Raw genomic sequence first — 18,810 nt, 5'->3', positions numbered from 1 at the left:
AATTGATAGAAAAAATGAAAACGAAAACAATATTTAAGAGAAAGATCAGCTTTGGCTTGTTTTTCTCGGCTGTGCTCTTAACAGGTATTGTAGGCTGTCAGAAAGGAACATTCAGTGTTAATGATGTAAATCCTAACTCACCAACGTCTGCACCTGCTAAATACTCTTTAAGCTCATCATTAGCTGGAACTGCAAATTTAGTACAGGGTGGTAACGCCGACGTTTTGGAAAACTGGATGGGTTATTGGACACAAAGTGGTGGCTACACTCCAAGTACAACCTATGTAATTTATCAGATTACCAGTAGTAACTTTACTGGAAACTTTGATAACGCGTACTTAAACTTGTCAAACTACAACCTGTTGTTAAAAACAGTAGGTGCCGATCCTGTACAAGCTAATTATAGGGCAATCGCTATGATCATGGAGTCGTACGTGTACCAGCGTCTGGTCGATTTGTACAACAGCGTTCCTTATTCACAGGCTCTGATAGTAAATAGCACATTTTCATATAAATATGATGATCCTCAAACTATATACAATAGTATAACAGCAAAATGCGATTCTGCTGTTGCGATCATTGCCGCAAATTCAGCAAAAGCGACAAGCCCAGGTAATTATGATGTGGTGTTTGGTGGCGATATGGCAAAATGGACTCAGTTTGCAAAAACATTAAAACTGAAACTTTTAATGCGCCAAACAGAAGCTGGCATTGGAAGCGCAGCCGTTAAAGCTGCTTTGGCAAGCTACAAAACAAGTGACTTTTTATCTGTTGACGCCGCTGTAAATCCAGGCTATTCAAATGCTTCTGATGCACAGGAAAATCCTTTTTACTATGATGTGGTTGCAACTGCAACCGGTGCCAATGGTGCAAATACCGTTTACTGGCGCGCAAACAGCTATGGTGTTAACTTCTTTAAAAACAATAACGATAACCGCGGTAACTATGTTTATTGTCCACAAGGCGTTGAGGCTATTAACTACAAGTCACCTATAAGTGATCTTTCGAAAATTAAAGGAAGAGATTATGGTAGTGTTAATGGTAATGGCGAATCAAACACTGTAATTTCGGCTATTTTGGGTACAGGCTTTACTTCTGCTGGTGTACAAAAAGGTCCAGGTCAGGGAGCGTTATTAATTCCGGCCTCTGAAAGTTTGTTTTTGCAGGCTGAAGCAGTAGAACGTGGTTATCTTGCCGGAACAGCTTCAACTGTTTACAACGCAGCAGTTGCGGCTTCATTTGCATTTTTGGGAGCCCCAGGTGCATCCGATTACACCAGTCAGGCAAATGCGGTATCAAATTACTCGCTTGCTTCTGATAAAATTAAGCTTATTGTTACTCAGAAATGGGCTGCAATGAACTCTATTGATCCTTTGGAATCATATAGCGATTGGAGAAGATTAGGTATCCCAACAGATTTGCCGGTGTCAAAATATCCTGGCGTGACGGTGACGCATATTCCTTATCGTTTGCCTTATACTATAAACGAAACCACCTTAAATAGCGCTAACGTGCCGGCAGGTGGTGGTGGTAATGACCTGTTTACTTCTAAGATATTCTGGATGAAGTAAGCTTATCCGCTTATGTTTAATAAATAAATAATAAAACAGAAAGAAATGAAAAAATTAATCATATTATTAGGAGTCCTTACCGTCTCGCTTTCGTCTTGCTTGAAAGACAAGCCAAACGTGGATTTATCAAATATTGGCACGTTTGCCGAACTGCCGCATAGTGGTTTGCCATACTTCGGCTCTGATGCGATAACTGATGGACAAGATGCAAATGGTTTTGTTACAAGGGAGTTTTACATCAACATTACCGGCCAATATGCTCCATCATCGGACGTAACAGTGACCTTAGCCGTTGATAATTCATTAATCGACGCTTACAATGCCGCCAATCCGGCTGTGTTACCAAACATTCCATATACCCCAATACCAGCTGCAGCGTTTTCACTATCGGCTACTACGGTGACAATTAAGGCCGGTACCCGTACTGCGATAGTAACAGCGAAGTTTGACAAAAATAAAATGGACCCAGCTGCCAGCTATATGGTGCCAGTGAAGATAGCCAGCGCCTCGGGAAACAGTGTTGCTTTAAGTGCAAACTTTAACGTTCATTATTTCCACTTCATCGGTAATGACTTTGCAGGCCCTTATACACATCTTTATACAAGGTGGGAAAAGCCCGACACTACAACTTCGGCGCCATCTTCATATAAGGTTAACAAAGGCACTTCTATTTTTAATCCTATTAGCCCGCAAGAGTTTACCGTAGCTGCGTTTTATTACTCACAACCGCGTTATGATGTTACATTCGTAAAAACAGGTTCAGGTGCAACCGCTACTTACTCAAGCTTTAAAGTGACTTTTTATGGTACAGATATAGCTGATGGGTTTACAGCCAATGGTTTAACGCTTGCTACAGGGCCATTCTTCCTGCCTGCAGATTATCACACCAATCCATTTAATCCAAACGGTGTTTATACACACGCGCAGGCATTAAAATTATTTAGATTTTTCTTTACAACAGGCTCAAGAGCACTTATCGACGAGTACGTAAAATAAGAAGATAATAAAGATTTTTATATTCTTGAAGCGCCCTGTTTACAGGGCGCTTTTTTTTCAAAAAAATAACCGCAAGCAATACTTTATTATTTGCCCAGATATTTAACATAGTTTAACTATTACAAAAATGAAATTATTAATTCACGAAAATTTGCATAATAATCAATGCAGCCTTTTCGTTAATAAAGGGCTTTAAAGACTTGATATTTAGAGTGTTTATTTTTAACTTTAATAACTAAAAATATATAAATGAAAAACTACATCTTATCCTTAACCTTATGTGCTTTTGCTGCCCAGATTGCAACAGCACAATCTATTACAGCATCAGGTACAGTAAAAAACGAAAAAGGCGAAGCGGTGCGTTCTGCACTGGTGCAGGAGTCTGATACAAAAACAGTAACCTATACAGATTCGTTGGGTTTTTTCACTTTGCCGGTTAAAAGCACAACCGAACAAATTGTAGTGAGCGCCAAAGGTTATAAAGACGAAAAAGTGCTTGCAAAAGATAACAACATCATAGTGGTGCTTAAGCCCGGAAAATCAAGTTTTAAAGAATTGACGCCTGGTGATCCAAATAAAATTGTTGCCTCTGCCGGTGAGGTTAACACCAACCAGGGATATTCATTTTTCAACGTTTCATCAGCAGGCGGTGGTAATTTATTTAATGTTGCCCGTAAAGAAGACACCAAAGGCAGCCGTTATTTAGTAGGTGATGGCTGGGCTAAAGGCTATGTAGTTGATAAAACGGGTGCTACCGTAAAAAACGATAACTTTAGCTATAACTATGATAAAATCAATGGCTCGTTATTATTAACTCAAGATAAACGCGCTGCTGTTGATGTTGATCGCGATCAGATCAAAAGTTTCACTATTTACAACAGCCTTGATCAGCCGCAAACATACCAATTGGTAAGCGGTATCAATCCAACACATTATAGCCAGGTATTATCGGACGGTGCAAATTATAAGGTTTACAAATACACCAAAACAACATTTGTAAAATCGGACTTTAAAACCGACGGTATGACCTCAACAGGGAACCATTACGATGAATACGTTGACGAGCCGACTTATTATATTTTGAACGTTAAGAGCGGCGCTATGCAAAAAGTGAACTTGAAGGCAAAAGCGCTTAAACAGGCTTTTGCTGCCGACGCCGATAAAGTGAAATCTTATTTCAGCGCGCACGCCGATGATGAAGTTAACGACGCGTTTTTATCGGGCTTAGCCGATTCGTTGAATTAACAGGTTTAAACACTTTTAAATAAAAAAGACCATTAGATTTTTTCTGATGGTCTTTTTTTATTGTATTTTAAAACAGGCTATTAGCCCAACATTTAAACAGATTTTAAATATGAAAAAGATAGCAGTAGTAACTTTAGGTTTAAGTATAGCCGTAAGCGTAGCCGTGAAAGCGCAAAATAACAATAGTCTTTCAACCACCGGGATTACCTCGGGTGGAATGGCCTATAACCTTACCAATAAGGAAGACACGAAGGGCAGCCAGTTTTTATTTGATACCTGGGTTAAGGGGAGCATGGCAGACGCCAAAGGGAATGCCGTTAACGCCGACGGCTACTCATTTAACTATGATAAGCTTGGCGGTGCGCTGCTTTTAAGCCAGGATAAGCAAACTGCCATAGCCGTTGATAAAGATCGCGCCAGGACCTTTATATTGTATGATAAGGCCGATAAAGCCCTGAAGTTTGAATACGTGCCCGTTATTGACGCTAAGCTTTATTGCGAAGTGCTATCGGCCGGTGCTAAGTATAAAATTTATAAGCTCACCAAAACCAAATTCATCAAAGCCGATTACAAGAACGACGGCATATCATCAAGTGGGAATAAATACGATGAGTTTACGGATGAGTTTGGATACTATGTGGCCGACGCAAAAGGCGGCGCACCGCAAAAGATATCTCTAAAAAACAAAGCTATTAAGCAGGCTTTTGCTGCGGATGCTGATAAAGTGAAAGCCTATTTTGACGCACATAAGGATGATAAGATCAATGACGCGTTTTTGGCGGGGCTGGGGGATGCTTTGAATCAGTAAATTTGCCTTATTTATATTGAAAAACAAACAGCCCGTCGAATCTTCAACGGGCTGTCCGTTTGAAAATTAATTGGTATTATCGACCTGATCAAATCTGAAGGTCGTATTATCCTGCCTGATAATAGTTCCAATGGAATGGAAATCACCGGCTCCGACGGTAACCTGCGTATAACTACCGGAAACAGCAATGGCCGGGCCGTTAGTGTACACCGTTCCATTTAAATATGCTATATGACCATTTGATATGGTGCCTTTATCGCCCTGTAAAAAATAATGAATTGATGAGTTGTTTGGATCGGGAACATTTATAAAGGTTGAGGGTATAGTGTAGGGTGTGGCAGCGGGTAACGGATAGTTAATATCGGCAAATGCAATATGCGTTCCAGTTGTTACCCGGATAACTTTACCTGTAAAGAATAATATTCCGCCAGAACTGGTAGGGTAACTTTGTTTTACGTAATCATAAATCAATGGTATTGGACCATTCCCACTTAATGCTTGTGTATCTACAGCCTTAAAGTAGCTTTCAAGATCTTTGTGATAAGCACTGAGGTCCGTTACGCTCATTGTACCTTGCGTGCCACCAAATACATTTCCGTCTGGTCCGGTGTTTTGATAATCAACAGTGGCATAGTTATCGCCATACATTGATTGCCCAAACCCAGGTACGCCATTAACCAAATTAGGGTATTTTGCCTGGTCGTATACCAAGGGGCCTATTAAATAAATACTGGAACCATGAAAAGTTGCATGGTAAGTGTCGAAGTTTTCCCCTGGTTTTCGTGCTACCAACGCTAAATCCACATAGGTAGGCGCAGGGAGTGTATTTGTTTTCAGTTTCGACGTATTATCAGTCGATGCCGCATTTGTAGAAATCTTCGTTTCTTTTTTGCAGGAAGTTAAAGCAAGAAACAGGGTAAGAACCCCCAATAGTGATAAGTGTTTTTATAGTCATAATGAATGATATTTATAAAAAATATCATTCATTATGACTATAAAAACAACGGCTGAAAATGTTTATTGCAAATATTACTTTTTATCCACACTATATTTCCCTGGCCCAATAAATATCAGCCCGGCAAATACTATAGCATCTTCAATAGCGTGGGCCGCATCGCCTAAATTGCCGCCGCTGCCAAAGTGCATTAATGCAGCCACGATAAGGTTAATCAGCATCAATATACACACCGGCCTGAAGGCGAGGCCAATGATGAGTAAAAAACCGCCTAAAAGTTCGGTGGCTGCAGCCAGGAAACCCCAGGCCACCGGTAAAAAATGAATACCCACATATTTCATAGAGCCGCCAAGTTCGGTCCATTCTTTAGGGCCTCCCATTAGTTTGGGGTAGCCATGATATATAAACATAATACCCAAACCAACGCGGATAATTAATAAACCTAAATTTCTGTAATTGCCTAAATTGCTTAATAATGCCATATCTGGTAGATTGAAATTTATTTAATGAGTGATGATTATTATTCTGTTAATTCTTTAATTCTGAAGATTCTGATTCAGACAAAGTTTAATGCCCCCCCGTGTTCCTGAACGCTCAATGTAACCATACGTCCAAATATCAAACTACAATTATCGGGAACATGCCCAGTCGGGAAATCAAAGCATACGGGATAATCATAAGCTTTTACAATATCCATAATAATATCCGGCACGGTTTGGCCAAAGGGGATATCATTATCCTTGGCATCGGTAAAGCCGCCAACAACAAGCCCTGCCAGGTTTTTAAGCTTACCGGCACGATCAAGGCAGCGCAGCATACGGTCAATACTGTACAGGTATTCGCCTACATCCTCAATAAAAAGTATTTTACAGGTATAATCAATATCTGATACCGAGCCAGAAACCGCCACCAACAACGATAAATTGCCGCCAACAAGAATGCCTTTGGCGTTTCCTGGGCGGTTATGGTTATGCGTTGTAAATTCATAACTCAGCGCTTCGCCAAACAGGGCTTTGCGCAAAGTTTCCAGCGAGCGGGCAGAAGCGTCAGGTATATTCACCGGCATTTGCCCGTGTATGGTTTGCGCCTGGTAATTTGCAAATAAATGGGTATGCAGTACGGTGATATCGCTAAAGCCGATGAGCCATTTAGGATGCTTAGCAAAACGGCTAAAATCGACTTTATCAATCATCCGCACCGTTCCATATCCGCCGCGGGCGGCTATAATGGCTTTTATACTATCGTCATCAATAAAACGTTGAAGGTCTCGAGCTCTCTGATCGTCGTCGCCGGCAAACTGATGGTATGATAAATTTAGGGTTTCGCCCAAAACAACTTCCAGTCCCCATGATTGTAAAAGCGCGATGGCATCGGTCATTGGGTTGGGTAACTTTTTGGCCGGACAGGTGATGGCTATTTTATCTCCTTTTTTTAAAAAGTCCGGAAGTCGGGAAGTCCGGAAGTCGGGAAGTCCGGGAGTCGGAAAGTCCGGAAGTCCGGAAGACGCTCCGTTGGGTGTATTTTCTATGGAATCTGATTTATTCATATTTCAAAAACTTTTTTCTTTCGGACTTATGCGGACTTCCGGACTTTCCCGACTTCCTCACACTTTCCGACTAAAAAGTTATCTTTGCAAATTATTTATAAAGCCGCGATTTTAATGTCACAACTCAACAAATATAAACGATATACTGTTACTTCGGCACTGCCTTATGCCAATGGGCCGTTGCATATTGGTCACCTTGCCGGGGCTTATTTGCCTGCCGATATTTTTGTACGTCATTTAAGGCTCAAAAAAAAGGATGTGGTGTACATCTGCGGTTCAGACGAGCATGGCGCGGCCATCACCATCAAAGCCAAAAAAGAAGGTACCACGCCGCAGGCTATCATTGATAAATACCACGCCCAGATCAAACAAAGCTTTGAAGATTTTGGGATCGCTTTTGATATTTACCACCGCACATCGTCGCCAATACATCATGATCTTTCGCAGGAGTTTTTCCTGAACCTATATGAAAAAGATGAGTTTGTAGAAAAGCTGAGCGAGCAATATTACGATGAGGATTACCAGCAGTTTTTGGCCGATAGATATATTACCGGCACCTGCCCCAATTGCCATAATGAAAACGCCTACGGCGATCAGTGCGAACGCTGCGGAACGTCATTGAACCCAACCGACCTGATTAACCCCATATCAACCCTGAGCGGTAAAACCCCGGTATTAAAATTAACCAAACACTGGTACCTACCGCTTGATAAATACCAGCCCTGGTTGGAGCAATGGATAGCTACCAAAGACGGTGAATGGAAAACCAATGTGTTTGGGCAATGTACGTCATGGTTAAAATCGGGCTTGCAACCCCGCTCCATGACCCGCGATTTGGATTGGGGTATTGATGTGCCCTTAGAAGAAGCCAAAGGCAAAAAGCTATACGTTTGGATGGATGCGCCGATAGGCTATATATCGGCCACCAAACAATGGGCTATTGATAATGATAAGGACTGGAAACTATACTGGAAAAAACAAGCCGACGAGCAGGATGATGCCTGCCTGCTGCATTTTATAGGTAAGGATAATATTGTTTTCCACTGTATTATTTTCCCATCTATACTGCACGCCCACGGCGAATACATTTTACCACAAAACGTGCCAGCCAACGAGTTTTTAAATTTAGAGGGCGATAAGCTTTCTACCTCGCGCAACCACGCCGTTTGGCTGCACGAATACCTGGAAGAACTGCCAGGCAAACAAGACGAATTACGCTATGTGCTTACCTCCATACTACCAGAAACCAGCGACAGCGAGTTTACCTGGAAAGATTATCAGGCCCGTGTAAATAATGAACTGGTAGCCATTTTTGGCAACTTTGTAAACCGGGTAATGACCTTGATGCACAAATTTTATGATGGTAAGATCGAAGCCGCCACCGAAAAAATTGAACTGCATGACGAATACCTGAAAACAGAAATTGGTGTTTTTTACAATGAAATAGAAAAAAACCTGGAGGCGTATCGCTATCGCCAGGCGCTACAGGCGGTAATGTCTATTGCCCGCCTTGGCAATGTGTACCTAACGGAAAAGGAGCCTTGGAAGACTGTTAAAACAGATCCTGAAGCCACTAAAGAGGCCTTACATAATGGTTTGTTGATCATGGGCCACCTGGCTACCGTGGCGCAAGCATTTTTACCGGTAACGGCTAAAAAGATCCTGGGCATGCTAAACTGGCCGGAAGAGACTATTGCTTACGACCAGGAGATTCATTTCAACAACGGCCACCAGTTAAACCCGGCTTCACTGTTATTTGAAAAGATAGAGGACGAGGTAATAGAGCAGCAATTGCAAAAGCTACAGGCTAAAAAAGCCGCAGCCGCGCCTGCGCCAACTGTTACCTTACAGGCGGCTAAAGAAAATATCAACTACGAAAGCTTTGCCACCATGGATATCCGTACTGGAACCATCCTTGCGGCGGAGAAAGTAGCCAAAACCAAAAAACTGCTGAAACTGACTATTGATACCGGCATCGATCAGCGTACGGTAGTATCGGGCATTGCCGAATATTACGAGCCCGAAGCCATCATAGGGCAAAAGGTAAGCATATTGGTAAACCTGGAACCACGCGAGATCAAAGGCATCCTATCGCAAGGAATGATCCTGATGGCCGAGAACAGCGAAGGCAAATTAAGCTTTGTTGCCCCGGTAGAAGATTTTCATAATGGATCAGTGATACGGTAGATGTGCGGATCATGGATGTGCAGATATGCAGATTTCAAATGTGCAGATGGAAGGCAATTTGCAGATGATGTTTGGATTTTTTGGCTTGGTAAAAATTTGCGGTTGAGGTCTGTGATTTTTCGGGGATAATTTGCACCTTTGCAAGCTGAATGAGGGTTTACCCGCATCCAGCCATAACCGGTCCCGTAGTTCAACGGATAGAATAGGAGTTTCCTAAACTCTAGATATGAGTTCGATTCTCGTCGGGACCACATTTGCACCCATCCATGTGAACGGCATGAGAAAGATTGTTGAAACCCTTCAGGTAAAATCTGAAGGGTTTTTTGTTGATTGCCCGGTTCCGTACCTCCCCAACGAGACATTGCCTCTTGTTTTTCCTACAAAGCTTAATCACCTATGAAGCGAAGAGCCTTTATTTAATACCATTGCCCAGAGGGAGGGCTAAATAGCGGATTACAACCCTCTCTGTACACGCTCCACTCAAGCCCCCCACCTTAAAAGACGATTTTCCCGGGTCGCATTCAGGTTTAAATATTGCCCTTCGTTTTTTTATTAACTTTAAAGCATTTTTTACGTATAGCTGCTAAATACTTGCAGATTCATCTATCGTAAGCTGCTTTAATTACTTATGCCCAAAAACAAATTCGCGATAGCCAACTACCCTGGCGTTAAAAAGATAAATACTTTTTGGCTTGAGCTTAGAGGCGAAACATCCAGCTTTTCTTTAGAGAGCAGGATATTTCATTCTATAAGTATTTGCTTAATGCTTTTAGCTTGTTTTTATGTGCCCTACAATATTTTCTCGGGGATGTACGTGGCCTCACTATCGTTTTTTATAGTCGGCAGTGTTTTGTTTTATCAGTATTACCGTTCCAGGTATCATCATAAAAAGCATAATAATGTTGTATTTGGTTTAACAGGGCTTATCCTGTTTTCGGTAAATTATTTTGCCAATTCGGGTATCAGTGGCTCTACAGATTTAATATGGCCTGCCTATTTGTTAATGTTGTTTGCCATTTCGCCTTATAAGCAACATTTAATGTGGTTGCTTATTTATTTGTCGGCTTTTTGGGTACTTCACCTGGTGGCTTACCAGCACCCCTTGCTGGTGCAATATCCATTCAAAGAAGGTAAAGGGCAACTTGTTGACAGGCTTACCGCGTTTCCCATACCGGTAATTACTATTTACCTGATTATCAAATTCATCAGGCGCAGTTACGATAAGGAAAAGAGCGTAGTAGAGTTGCGAAATGAAGAGATCATGCTGCAAAAAAGCCTGCTGGAACAAAGTAATGCCGAAAAAAACAGGCTGATGTCTATCATATCCCATGATATGCGCGCTCCGCTCATCAACATACAAAACTACCTTGAGCTGCTCAATGAAAACGAGTTGGATAATGCCCAGCGCCCCGTGTTAGAAAAAGATTTGCTTGCTGCTACCAACAACACCATGCAAATGCTGTCAAACCTGCTTTACTGGACAAAATCCCAAATGGAGCGGGCAACGGTAAACTTACAGGAAATCAATCTTTTCTCGGCACTAAAAAATACGCTGGATATGGAGAAAATGCTGGCCGAAAAAAAGGGTATTGCCTTAAATTACTATATCGACAATAAAACAACGGTGATTGCCGATGCAGATATGCTGCAACTGGTAGTGCGCAACCTGGTAAGCAATGCCATTAAATTTACACCCAACGGAGGCGCTATAAATATAAATGCCGAAATGTTGGCCAACGAGTGCAAATTAACAGTTAGCGACAATGGCAAAGGTATTGCCCCGGCCGGGCAGGAAAACATTTTCCGCGTAACAGCTCAGCCAACCTTTGGTACCAATAATGAACGCGGCGTTGGCTTGGGTTTGTTGTTGTGCAAAGAATTTATAGAGCGGCAAGGTGGCCGCATTGGGTTTGACAGTGTTTTTGGAAAGGGATCGAACTTTTTTATTTTTATAGAGCTGAAATAGTTTTTGATTGCGTGGCAGCAGGCTTTTAAAAAGACAGGCAGAGAATAAAAGATAATTGATGCGCATGTGTGGTCTTCACTACAGGTCATGGTTGGGGATAAGAAGGAATCCGGCATCCCACAAACACAGGCTACATCCAACTAAACATGGTTAATAACTTTTACAGAACGCTCTCTTTGTAATCAAAACCTTCCAAATAGGAAACTCTCCACCTGTTGGCCACTTTTACCACCCTAAAATGATAAGAAAAAGTTTTCCAGCTTGGATCGGTGCCCGAATCCAGTTTACCCCAGTTCCATTTTAAGGCTCCGGCGTTGCTGCTAAGTTTAACAACCTCGATATCTACATTATCCCAGGAAAGATTATCCTGGCACAAGCACCATGCACTTGCATCGTTATCGAAATTAAATGGCGGGAGTTCACGGATATCCCATTTTTCGAATTTGTGATTTTTAATTTTTTTGTCGAGTGTTTGTATAATTTTGTTGTAGTTGTCAATAAACTCATCTGCGAAAAATCCGCTCCTACGTAGTTTTTCGAGGTTTTGCCTGTGCTTTTTGAGGTCAAATCCAATGCAAATATTGTTTTTGCTCAACACCGGGTGTAAATCAATTACACTTTTAGAAGCGGTCCATTTAAGCACCTGCCTGATGAGAAGGCGGATCTCATTTTTATCTTGATTGGTATTTACCGGTTGAGAATGAGTTTTTATAAAAGTTTTGGCATTACCGCTGTAACCTAAAAACACGAGTCCCAAGGTGAGGCTTAAAAGTGCTGTGTATTTCATGTTTTACTATCGTTCTATTATTATAAAGTCGCGGGTAATTAAAATTGCTTTTCCTCAACAGATAATTGCGAGCCCCGCTCCCGCAACATTAAATATAAATGTCCTGCCAGCATAACCAATGTGCTGGCAAGCCAAAGCCAATAACCTATTTGAAAGGATATAATAGACGATCTGATGTCTCCCTTTCCGTTTACCGCGGTAAACTTGAAAAACAAAAATAAAGAGCCGATAAAAACTGCGACAACACTCGCGATTAAAGATCTTTTTGGTTTTTTAACCGCCCAACCCCAGGAAACCCATATGGCGGGATTTGCCAGCCATATTAAATTGAATGAGGAAGAAGAAAAATCAAAAAAAGAGGATAATAATATCGCGGCCCCTTCCCCCGGTTCTCCCCGTCCATTCTCGGTATCAAAGTAGGGTAGGGCTAAAGAGATCATGAACAAGCCAATACTGAGGTATTTGAACGTTTTGATGGACTTAGTAGCTGATGCAGCCATTTACCAAGGTTAATAAGGTTAAACCTCTAAATTACACATATTTTCGATTGGTGTGTTGGCCGGGCTTTAAAATCAGCATCTAATCCCCATTTTATAACTACCCATGGCGCATTACTAAAATCCTAAAGCCTTTTGACTTTTTGTGGTAAAACGTTACATTTAGCAACCAATTAAAACTATTATTAAAGTCAAAACCCTGATCACCTCATGGCTCAAACTCCTGCTTACATCGAACCTAAAAACCATTATCAAATTTTAGACGGCCTGCGCGGCGTGGCGGCCCTTATGGTGGTAGCTTTTCACACCCTCGAAACCTTTAATGGCGGTAGTCGTTTTGCTCAAATTATTAACCACGGTTATTTAGCGGTCGATTTCTTTTTTCTGCTTTCGGGCTTTGTGGTGGCGTATGCCTATGATGATAGGTGGGTAAAAATGACTCAATGGGAGTTTTACAAACGCAGGCTTATCCGTTTACAGCCCATGGTTATAATGGGGTCAATTATTGGTGCTATATTTTTCTATTTCCAGGGCGGAGCTACCTTTCCGCTCATTGCCCAAACCCCGGTTTGGAAAATGCTGCTGGTGATGGTAGTTGGCTTTACATTAATACCGATAACCCCTTCTATGGATATCAGGGGCTGGCAGGAAATGCACCCGCTTAACGGCCCGGCCTGGTCGTTGTTTTTTGAATACATTGCCAATATCCTTTACGCGGTGGTTTTTCGCCGGTTTTCTAAAACGGTGCTTGCTGTGTTTGTGTTTTTATTTGCCTGCATGCTGGTACACTATACGGTGATGGGGCCCAAGGGCGATGTTATTGGCGGCTGGTCGGTAAACGAGGAGCAGCTTAATATTGGTTTTACCCGTTTGCTTTTTCCTTTTTTTGCCGGTATGCTGCTTTCAAGAATGGGTAAGTTAATTCATGTTAAAGGCGCGTTTTTAATTTGTAGCTTAATGATCATTGCTATTTTTAGCATTCCGCGCATTGGCGACGAGCACCAGTTATGGATGAATGGCTTGTATGAGTCGTTTTGCATTATTGTGCTTTTCCCACTGATTGTTGCTATCGGCGCGGGCGGCAAGCTTGTTGGCAAAACAGCCAATAGTATTTGTAAATTATTGGGCGATATTTCTTATCCTATTTACATCACCCACTATGCATTAATATATACGTTCACGGCCTGGGTGGGCGATAATAAAATTCCGCTGCACTCTGGTATTGGAATGGGTGTGGTACTGTTTTTATCAAGTATTGCTATCGCTTATGCTTGCCTTAAATTGTATGACGAGCCGGTTAGAAACTGGCTGCAAAAACGTTTCCTGGCAAAACGGGCGTAAGTTTAAGGGTTTAATATCGAACACTGAATGTCCAATATCGAATAATGAAGTAAAACCTTCGGTGTTTGATATTTAGTGTTCATTATCCGATATTTTCTACTCGTGCTTTTCCTTAACCTGCTATTAGATGGCAATGTCTCCCCATTTTGCTTTAACGCTATTAATGGGTATTTTGGTGGCTCATATCAGGCCATGAAAAACATCTTTTTAGTAACGCTGCTTGCATTAACTACCAGCGTTGCATCCGCTCAAAAAAAACCGAACACCGTAGATGCCTATTACCCCCTTCTGCGAAATACTTTTATTGAAGCCAACGCTTATAAAACCGTAGCCTTTGTTGAAAGCAGGTGGCGTGTTCCCGGTAATTCGGGATTTAACCAAAGCATTTTTGAGGTGGAGAAAACGCTGCAACAAGCGGGCTATAAAAAAGAAGTAAATGGTGAAGCCGATGGTCCCTTAACCTATCGCATTGAAACCCGCCCAATGAAAAGGCTTACCTGGGAACCAGTAAACGCCGTATTAACCATTGAGGGCGAGCAGGAGCCATTGCTGAAATTTGCCACCAACCGCAATATGCTGGCCATGTATTCGGGCAATACGCCGGCCGGGGGCATCACTGCCGAAGTGGTTTTTGTTGATCGCGCCAACATCAAAAGCATTGATAGTACCCAGGTAAAAGGAAAGATTGTTTTTGGCGAAGGCAACATCGGCCAGTTTTACCAGGCCGCGGTTAAAAATGGGGCGTTGGGTGCTATGACCTATAACCTGCCTGCCTACACCCAGCCCGAAAAAAACATAAATTCTATCCAGTTTGGCGGCATCTCCAACCAGGATTCTTTGAGTCAGAAATTTGGGATCTTACTGTCATACGCCGCTAAAGAACGGTTAAAAGCCGCCCTGCAAAAAGGCACTGTTAAAGTACATGTAGAAGTAGCATCCAAAATATATCAATCAAAAGAGTTAACCGTAGTGGCTAATGCCCGAGGTACCACGTTGCCCGATGAACGCTTTGTTTTCAGCGCGCACGTACAGGAGCCCGGCGCAAATGACAATGCCACCGGTGTGGGTACTTTAGCAGAAATGGCAAGAGTGACCGCGCAATTGATCAATCAAAAAAAGTTTGAACCCAAGCGCACCATCACCTTTTTATGGGGCGATGAAATAATATCAACGGGAAGATACATTAATGAGGATACCGTACGCGCCAAGGGCATTAAATGGGGGCTGAGCCTGGACATGGTTGGCGAGGATGTAAGCAAAACCGGCGGCACCTTCCTCATCGAAAAAATGCCCGACCCTTCGGCTATCTGGACCCGTGGCCAGGATAAACACACCGAGTGGGGCGGCAGCGTATTGCAGGAATCAGACATGTTTCCGCATTATTTTAACGACCTGGTGTTAAACCGTTGCAGGCAACAGGGTAAGGAAAATGGCTGGGTTGTAAAAAGTAATCCCTTTGAAGGTGGCAGCGACCATACCCCATTTTTGCAGGCTAAAATACCGGGCTTACTCATGTGGCATTTTACCGATATGTTTTACCACACCGATGCGGATAGGTTAAATATGGTATCGGCCCAGGAAATGAAAAACGTTGGCGTAAGCGCCCTGGCTACAGCCTACGCGTTGACGGCCGCCAATGAATCAACCACAATAAACCTGATAGATGAGTTGCAAAAAAACGCCACCGATAGGCTACAAACCGAATATGAACTTGGGTTACAAGCTATAAAAAATGGTTCGCCGGCAGATGCCGAACGCCACAAAATTGATGTTTGGGCCAAATGGTATACCGATGCCATTGCAAAGATGACAGATATTAACACCGCAGGAGCTACCGCGTCAATAAGCACCAGGATAGCATCGGCACAAAAAACGGTGAGTGAATTGAATTTGAAAATAAACGCCGGGCTTAAATAAAGAACCATAGAAAATAGGAAACCCCGCGATATTGCTACCGACGGGGCTCCATCCCCCTAATTTATATAGTTTGTTTTTGGGCGTTGATGCTCCCTGTAAGCAGCTTTTAATTAACCCTGCGCCTGCTCATGGCTACCGGGTTTTAATGGTTTGTTTTTGGGTTTTGTTGGCATCGCCCTTTCCGGATGGCGGTTGCGCGATAGCGCTGTTATGCAAAATATCATAATCAGCAGGGTTCCTATTATATCTCTCATCGTATTTAGGTTATGATTCCTGAAAAATTATTAACAGATCGATTTTTTTTGCTCCGTTTCTGTAACACAATTTTATGGAGCAGCGGCTGGGTACACAATACAAAGCAGTTGGTATTTTTTGAAGTGCCAATAAAGTTTAGATTTACTGATAATTAGTACGATGGAAACGAAAACAGAAAAACTATCGGTGATTATTGCAGATGATCATACTTTGTTCATAAACGGACTGTGCATGCTCCTGCAAACCGAACCCGATATCGAGATCATGAATATTGCCGCCAACGGCAAAGAGGTACTGGGTTTGCTACACACCCATACGCCTAAACTTATACTACTGGATATCAACATGCCCGGTATGAACGGGTTTGACGTGCTAAAAAGGGTGAAGGATTATCACCCTAAAATTAAGGTGATCATGCTATCTACCTATAATGAAGAACACCTGATTGAAAAGGCAAAGGCTGCCGGTGCCGATGGCTATCTTTTTAAAAATGCCGAGAAGAGCGAGCTGTTAAGGGTTATGCGCCTTGTAAGTGAAGGTACTCCTTGTTTCCCAACCAAGGTGCCTGTAGTAAATTCAAACTTTGATGAGCCGGATGTTTTTTTAAAACAGTTTCAGCTTACCAAAAGAGAGGTAGAGCTGCTGCAATTTATAAAGCAGGATTTTACCAATCAGCAAATGGCCAATCATCTGCACCTGAGTATTTACACGGTAGAAACGCACCGTAAAAATATTATGCAAAAGCTGAATTTGAAAAACCCGGTTGAACTTACCAAGTTTATATTACAGTATAATTTGTAAGGTGAAATGATATTTTAGATATAGAGAACTGATTTTGGCTAAAGCCAATTTGTTGCTTTTTTTCTTTCCGCCCCATAAATGGGACGGCAATGAATTTTCAATTTTTATTGAACCCAATTTTTTTTATTCGTTGCCGTTTGGCTTTAGCCAACGGTCTACAGGGTCGCCGAAAAGATGGCTTTAGCCAAAGTTTTGCGGGTTTGCAATGCTGAAAGCATCCCTGCCCCTATAAGCCTTTCTTAGCAAAAGGCACATACACCGATACCAACGTGCCCTTACCCACCTGCGAGTCAAATTCAACCTTACCCTTTAAAAAGTTAATCCTCGACCGGAGGTTGTTAAGCCCCATGCCATTATAAATAGCCGGATTGGTAGCGTCAAAACCTTTGCCATTATCTTCAATAGTTAGGCTGATGTTTTCTTCATCTTTAATCAGCGCGATGTCAAGCCTGTTGGCATGGGCATGTTTCATTACATTATGCACACTTTCCTGCAATACCCGGTACAGGATTATCTCGGTGGTATCATCAAAAGGCGCGTCAAATCCTTTACTGAAAAAGTTTACGGCCATGGTATCCGTTTCAATATTGCCTAAAAACTGTTTAACCACCTGCGCCAGGCCGGTTTCGTTAAGCGCCCAGGGCATCATATTGTGCGATATGGTACGCACCTCTTTAAAGCCGTCATCAACCATGGTAATGGCTTTTTCAAACCGTCGTTTTTGATCATCATTTACAAAGGGCAGTTCGGCTCCAATCACAGCAAGGTTGATTTTGGCGGCCGACATGGTTTGGCTTACACTATCGTGCAAATCCTGTGCAATTCTCCGTCGTTCGCTTTCCTCGGTTTCAATAATAGCTTTCATGGCAATATTGCGTTGCCTAAGCTGGGTTTGTTTATAATAAATGAACCCGATGAGCAGCATCAGCAATACAATAATAAAAGTACCGGTAACCCAATAGTTGCGCTTGGTTATTTCAAACTGCTGTTGTAATAGCTGATCTTCCCGTTGTGTTATCTCATATTTGGTTTGCAGCTCATCTATGGTTTTGGATTTGCCGGCCTTGTTTAGCGCGCTTATTACACCGCGCTTTTTAAAATAAATTAAAGATTGTTTATAGTTGCCGGTGCGCTCATATAAATCGGCAATTTCATTTACAGCGCTGGTTTGCATATCGGTATAGTTGATGGCAGTGGCAAAGTTTAAGCAGGTTTCAAGGGCATCCAACGCCTGCGGGTACATTTTTTTGCTTTTATATAACTGGCCCAGGTTAAAATAGTTGATGGTAACGGCCAGGGTATCATTTAATGATTTTTTGGTATCAATGGTTTTCAGAATATCCTCTTCAGATTCTGTTTTGTGCTTAATGCTTCCCATAACATCCGTCATAAAGTTATGGCTGTAGGCCTCAGAGGTGTTTTCACGGGTTTTTTCGGCAAAATCCAAAGAATCGCTAATGTCAAATGATTGCCTGAAATAGCTTAATGCTTCGCGGTAATTATGTTTGCTTTCATATAACGCGCCCATTTGTTTAAACGCGGCCAAAAGCACTCTACGGGGGCCTGTTTTTGGGGCCACGCTAATTACTTGGTTATACATCGCGATAGCCTTATTATAATTTTTTAGCCCGATATAGGCATTAGCTAAGTTGGTGTAATTGCCGGTAAGCGTGTCTTGTTTACTAAAAGGGGTTAATACTATAGCTGCCTTATCAAAATAACGGGCCGATGAATCATAACTGTGTTTTGCAAAATAAGTATTGCCAATGCCGGCTAACAATAAGCCTTTTTGTATTGATAGCTTTTTCTGGTGAAAAGCTATTTTTTTTAAACTATCTATGTTTTGCCCAGGGCACGGAGTTACAACCCAAAGAAATAAATAAAGAAAAAAGTATTTCATAATCGGTTTATGTGCCCAAATAAAGATAATACTTTTCA

Annotated in this window: 16 protein-coding genes and 1 tRNA gene; 11 read left to right on the top strand and 6 right to left on the bottom strand. The window is 42.0% G+C overall.

Translation table 11 applies throughout. The annotated features are described in order from the left end of the window. The first annotated feature begins 14 nt into the window (after positions 1 to 14). The 4 genes from QWZ17_RS16000 to QWZ17_RS15985 all read left to right on the top strand — a co-directional run bounded on the left by QWZ17_RS16000 (position 15) and on the right by QWZ17_RS15985 (position 4,620). Positions 15 to 1,571 (top strand): SusD/RagB family nutrient-binding outer membrane lipoprotein, encoded by a 1,557-nt coding sequence (locus QWZ17_RS16000; protein WP_290306268.1) that lies wholly within the window; start codon positions 15 to 17, stop codon positions 1,569 to 1,571. Between the two features lie 45 nt (positions 1,572 to 1,616). Next, positions 1,617 to 2,567 carry a DUF1735 domain-containing protein gene (locus QWZ17_RS15995; RefSeq protein WP_290306267.1) on the top strand — a complete coding sequence of 317 codons (951 nt, stop codon included), beginning with the start codon at positions 1,617 to 1,619 and terminating at the stop codon, positions 2,565 to 2,567. Between the two features lie 249 nt (positions 2,568 to 2,816). After that, positions 2,817 to 3,812: a carboxypeptidase-like regulatory domain-containing protein gene (locus QWZ17_RS15990; RefSeq protein WP_290306266.1), complete on the top strand. Its 996-nt coding sequence runs from the start codon at positions 2,817 to 2,819 to the stop codon at positions 3,810 to 3,812. Positions 3,813 to 3,921: 109 nt separating this feature from the next. Further along, entirely contained in the window at positions 3,922 to 4,620 is a 699-nt protein-coding gene (locus tag QWZ17_RS15985) for a hypothetical protein (RefSeq protein ID WP_290306265.1), read from the top strand. A gap of 66 nt (positions 4,621 to 4,686) precedes the next feature. Here QWZ17_RS15985 and QWZ17_RS15980 read toward each other — a convergent pair whose 3' ends face one another. The 3 genes from QWZ17_RS15980 to QWZ17_RS15970 form a co-directional block, all read right to left on the bottom strand. Continuing rightward, positions 4,687 to 5,424, bottom strand: coding sequence for a hypothetical protein (locus QWZ17_RS15980; RefSeq protein WP_290306264.1), 738 nt, complete (start codon positions 5,422 to 5,424; stop codon positions 4,687 to 4,689). Positions 5,425 to 5,649: 225 nt separating this feature from the next. Further along, complete coding sequence (locus tag QWZ17_RS15975) at positions 5,650 to 6,057, bottom strand: DoxX family protein (protein WP_290306263.1); 408 nt, start codon at positions 6,055 to 6,057, stop codon at positions 5,650 to 5,652. A 74-nt stretch (positions 6,058 to 6,131) separates the two neighbouring features. Further along, complete coding sequence (locus QWZ17_RS15970) at positions 6,132 to 7,121, bottom strand: S66 peptidase family protein (RefSeq protein ID WP_290306261.1); 990 nt, start codon at positions 7,119 to 7,121, stop codon at positions 6,132 to 6,134. Between the two features lie 114 nt (positions 7,122 to 7,235). Between QWZ17_RS15970 and metG the strand changes: the two genes are divergently transcribed. The 3 genes from metG (at position 7,236) to QWZ17_RS15955 (ending at position 11,274) form a co-directional block, all read left to right on the top strand. Further along, entirely contained in the window at positions 7,236 to 9,308 is a 2,073-nt protein-coding gene (gene metG / locus QWZ17_RS15965) for a methionine--tRNA ligase (protein WP_290306260.1), read from the top strand. Between the two features lie 179 nt (positions 9,309 to 9,487). Beyond that, positions 9,488 to 9,559: transfer RNA gene (locus tag QWZ17_RS15960), tRNA-Arg, on the top strand. Positions 9,560 to 9,936: 377 nt separating this feature from the next. Further along, entirely contained in the window at positions 9,937 to 11,274 is a 1,338-nt protein-coding gene (locus QWZ17_RS15955; RefSeq protein ID WP_290306259.1) for a sensor histidine kinase, read from the top strand. A 160-nt stretch (positions 11,275 to 11,434) separates the two neighbouring features. Here the strand turns inward: QWZ17_RS15955 and QWZ17_RS15950 are convergent, their stop codons facing one another. Next, the gene (locus tag QWZ17_RS15950; RefSeq protein ID WP_290306258.1) at positions 11,435 to 12,061 is read right to left on the bottom strand and encodes a hypothetical protein; all 627 of its coding nucleotides are present in this window, start codon (positions 12,059 to 12,061) and stop codon (positions 11,435 to 11,437) included. A gap of 204 nt (positions 12,062 to 12,265) precedes the next feature. Here QWZ17_RS15950 and QWZ17_RS15945 point away from each other — a divergent pair, with 204 nt between their 5' ends. The 3 genes from QWZ17_RS15945 to QWZ17_RS15935 all read left to right on the top strand — a co-directional run bounded on the left by QWZ17_RS15945 (position 12,266) and on the right by QWZ17_RS15935 (position 15,816). Further along, positions 12,266 to 12,481 carry a hypothetical protein gene (locus tag QWZ17_RS15945; protein ID WP_290306257.1) on the top strand — a complete coding sequence of 72 codons (216 nt, stop codon included), beginning with the start codon at positions 12,266 to 12,268 and terminating at the stop codon, positions 12,479 to 12,481. 287 nt (positions 12,482 to 12,768) lie between these two features. After that, positions 12,769 to 13,899 carry an acyltransferase family protein gene (locus QWZ17_RS15940; protein WP_290306256.1) on the top strand — a complete coding sequence of 377 codons (1,131 nt, stop codon included), beginning with the start codon at positions 12,769 to 12,771 and terminating at the stop codon, positions 13,897 to 13,899. A 192-nt stretch (positions 13,900 to 14,091) separates the two neighbouring features. Beyond that, positions 14,092 to 15,816, top strand: a complete 1,725-nt coding sequence (locus QWZ17_RS15935; protein WP_290306255.1) for a M28 family peptidase — start codon at positions 14,092 to 14,094, stop codon at positions 15,814 to 15,816. A 110-nt stretch (positions 15,817 to 15,926) separates the two neighbouring features. On the opposite strand, the gene QWZ17_RS15930 is transcribed toward QWZ17_RS15935, so the two are convergent. Next, positions 15,927 to 16,070 carry a hypothetical protein gene (locus tag QWZ17_RS15930; protein ID WP_290306254.1) on the bottom strand — a complete coding sequence of 48 codons (144 nt, stop codon included), beginning with the start codon at positions 16,068 to 16,070 and terminating at the stop codon, positions 15,927 to 15,929. A 160-nt stretch (positions 16,071 to 16,230) separates the two neighbouring features. Between QWZ17_RS15930 and QWZ17_RS15925 the strand changes: the two genes are divergently transcribed. Next, positions 16,231 to 16,872, top strand: coding sequence for a response regulator (locus QWZ17_RS15925; RefSeq protein WP_290306253.1), 642 nt, complete (start codon positions 16,231 to 16,233; stop codon positions 16,870 to 16,872). A gap of 226 nt (positions 16,873 to 17,098) precedes the next feature. Here the strand turns inward: QWZ17_RS15925 and QWZ17_RS15920 are convergent, their stop codons facing one another. After that, positions 17,099 to 18,772, bottom strand: a complete 1,674-nt coding sequence (locus QWZ17_RS15920; RefSeq protein ID WP_290306252.1) for an ATP-binding protein — start codon at positions 18,770 to 18,772, stop codon at positions 17,099 to 17,101. Positions 18,773 to 18,810: the final 38 nt, after the last annotated feature.

Origin of the sequence: Mucilaginibacter flavus (genome assembly GCF_030409315.1) — a bacterium.
GTDB lineage: Bacteria > Bacteroidota > Bacteroidia > Sphingobacteriales > Sphingobacteriaceae > Mucilaginibacter > Mucilaginibacter flavus.
Note: the sequence above shows the minus strand (reverse complement) of the source record. Positions and strands in the feature narration are given on the sequence as shown.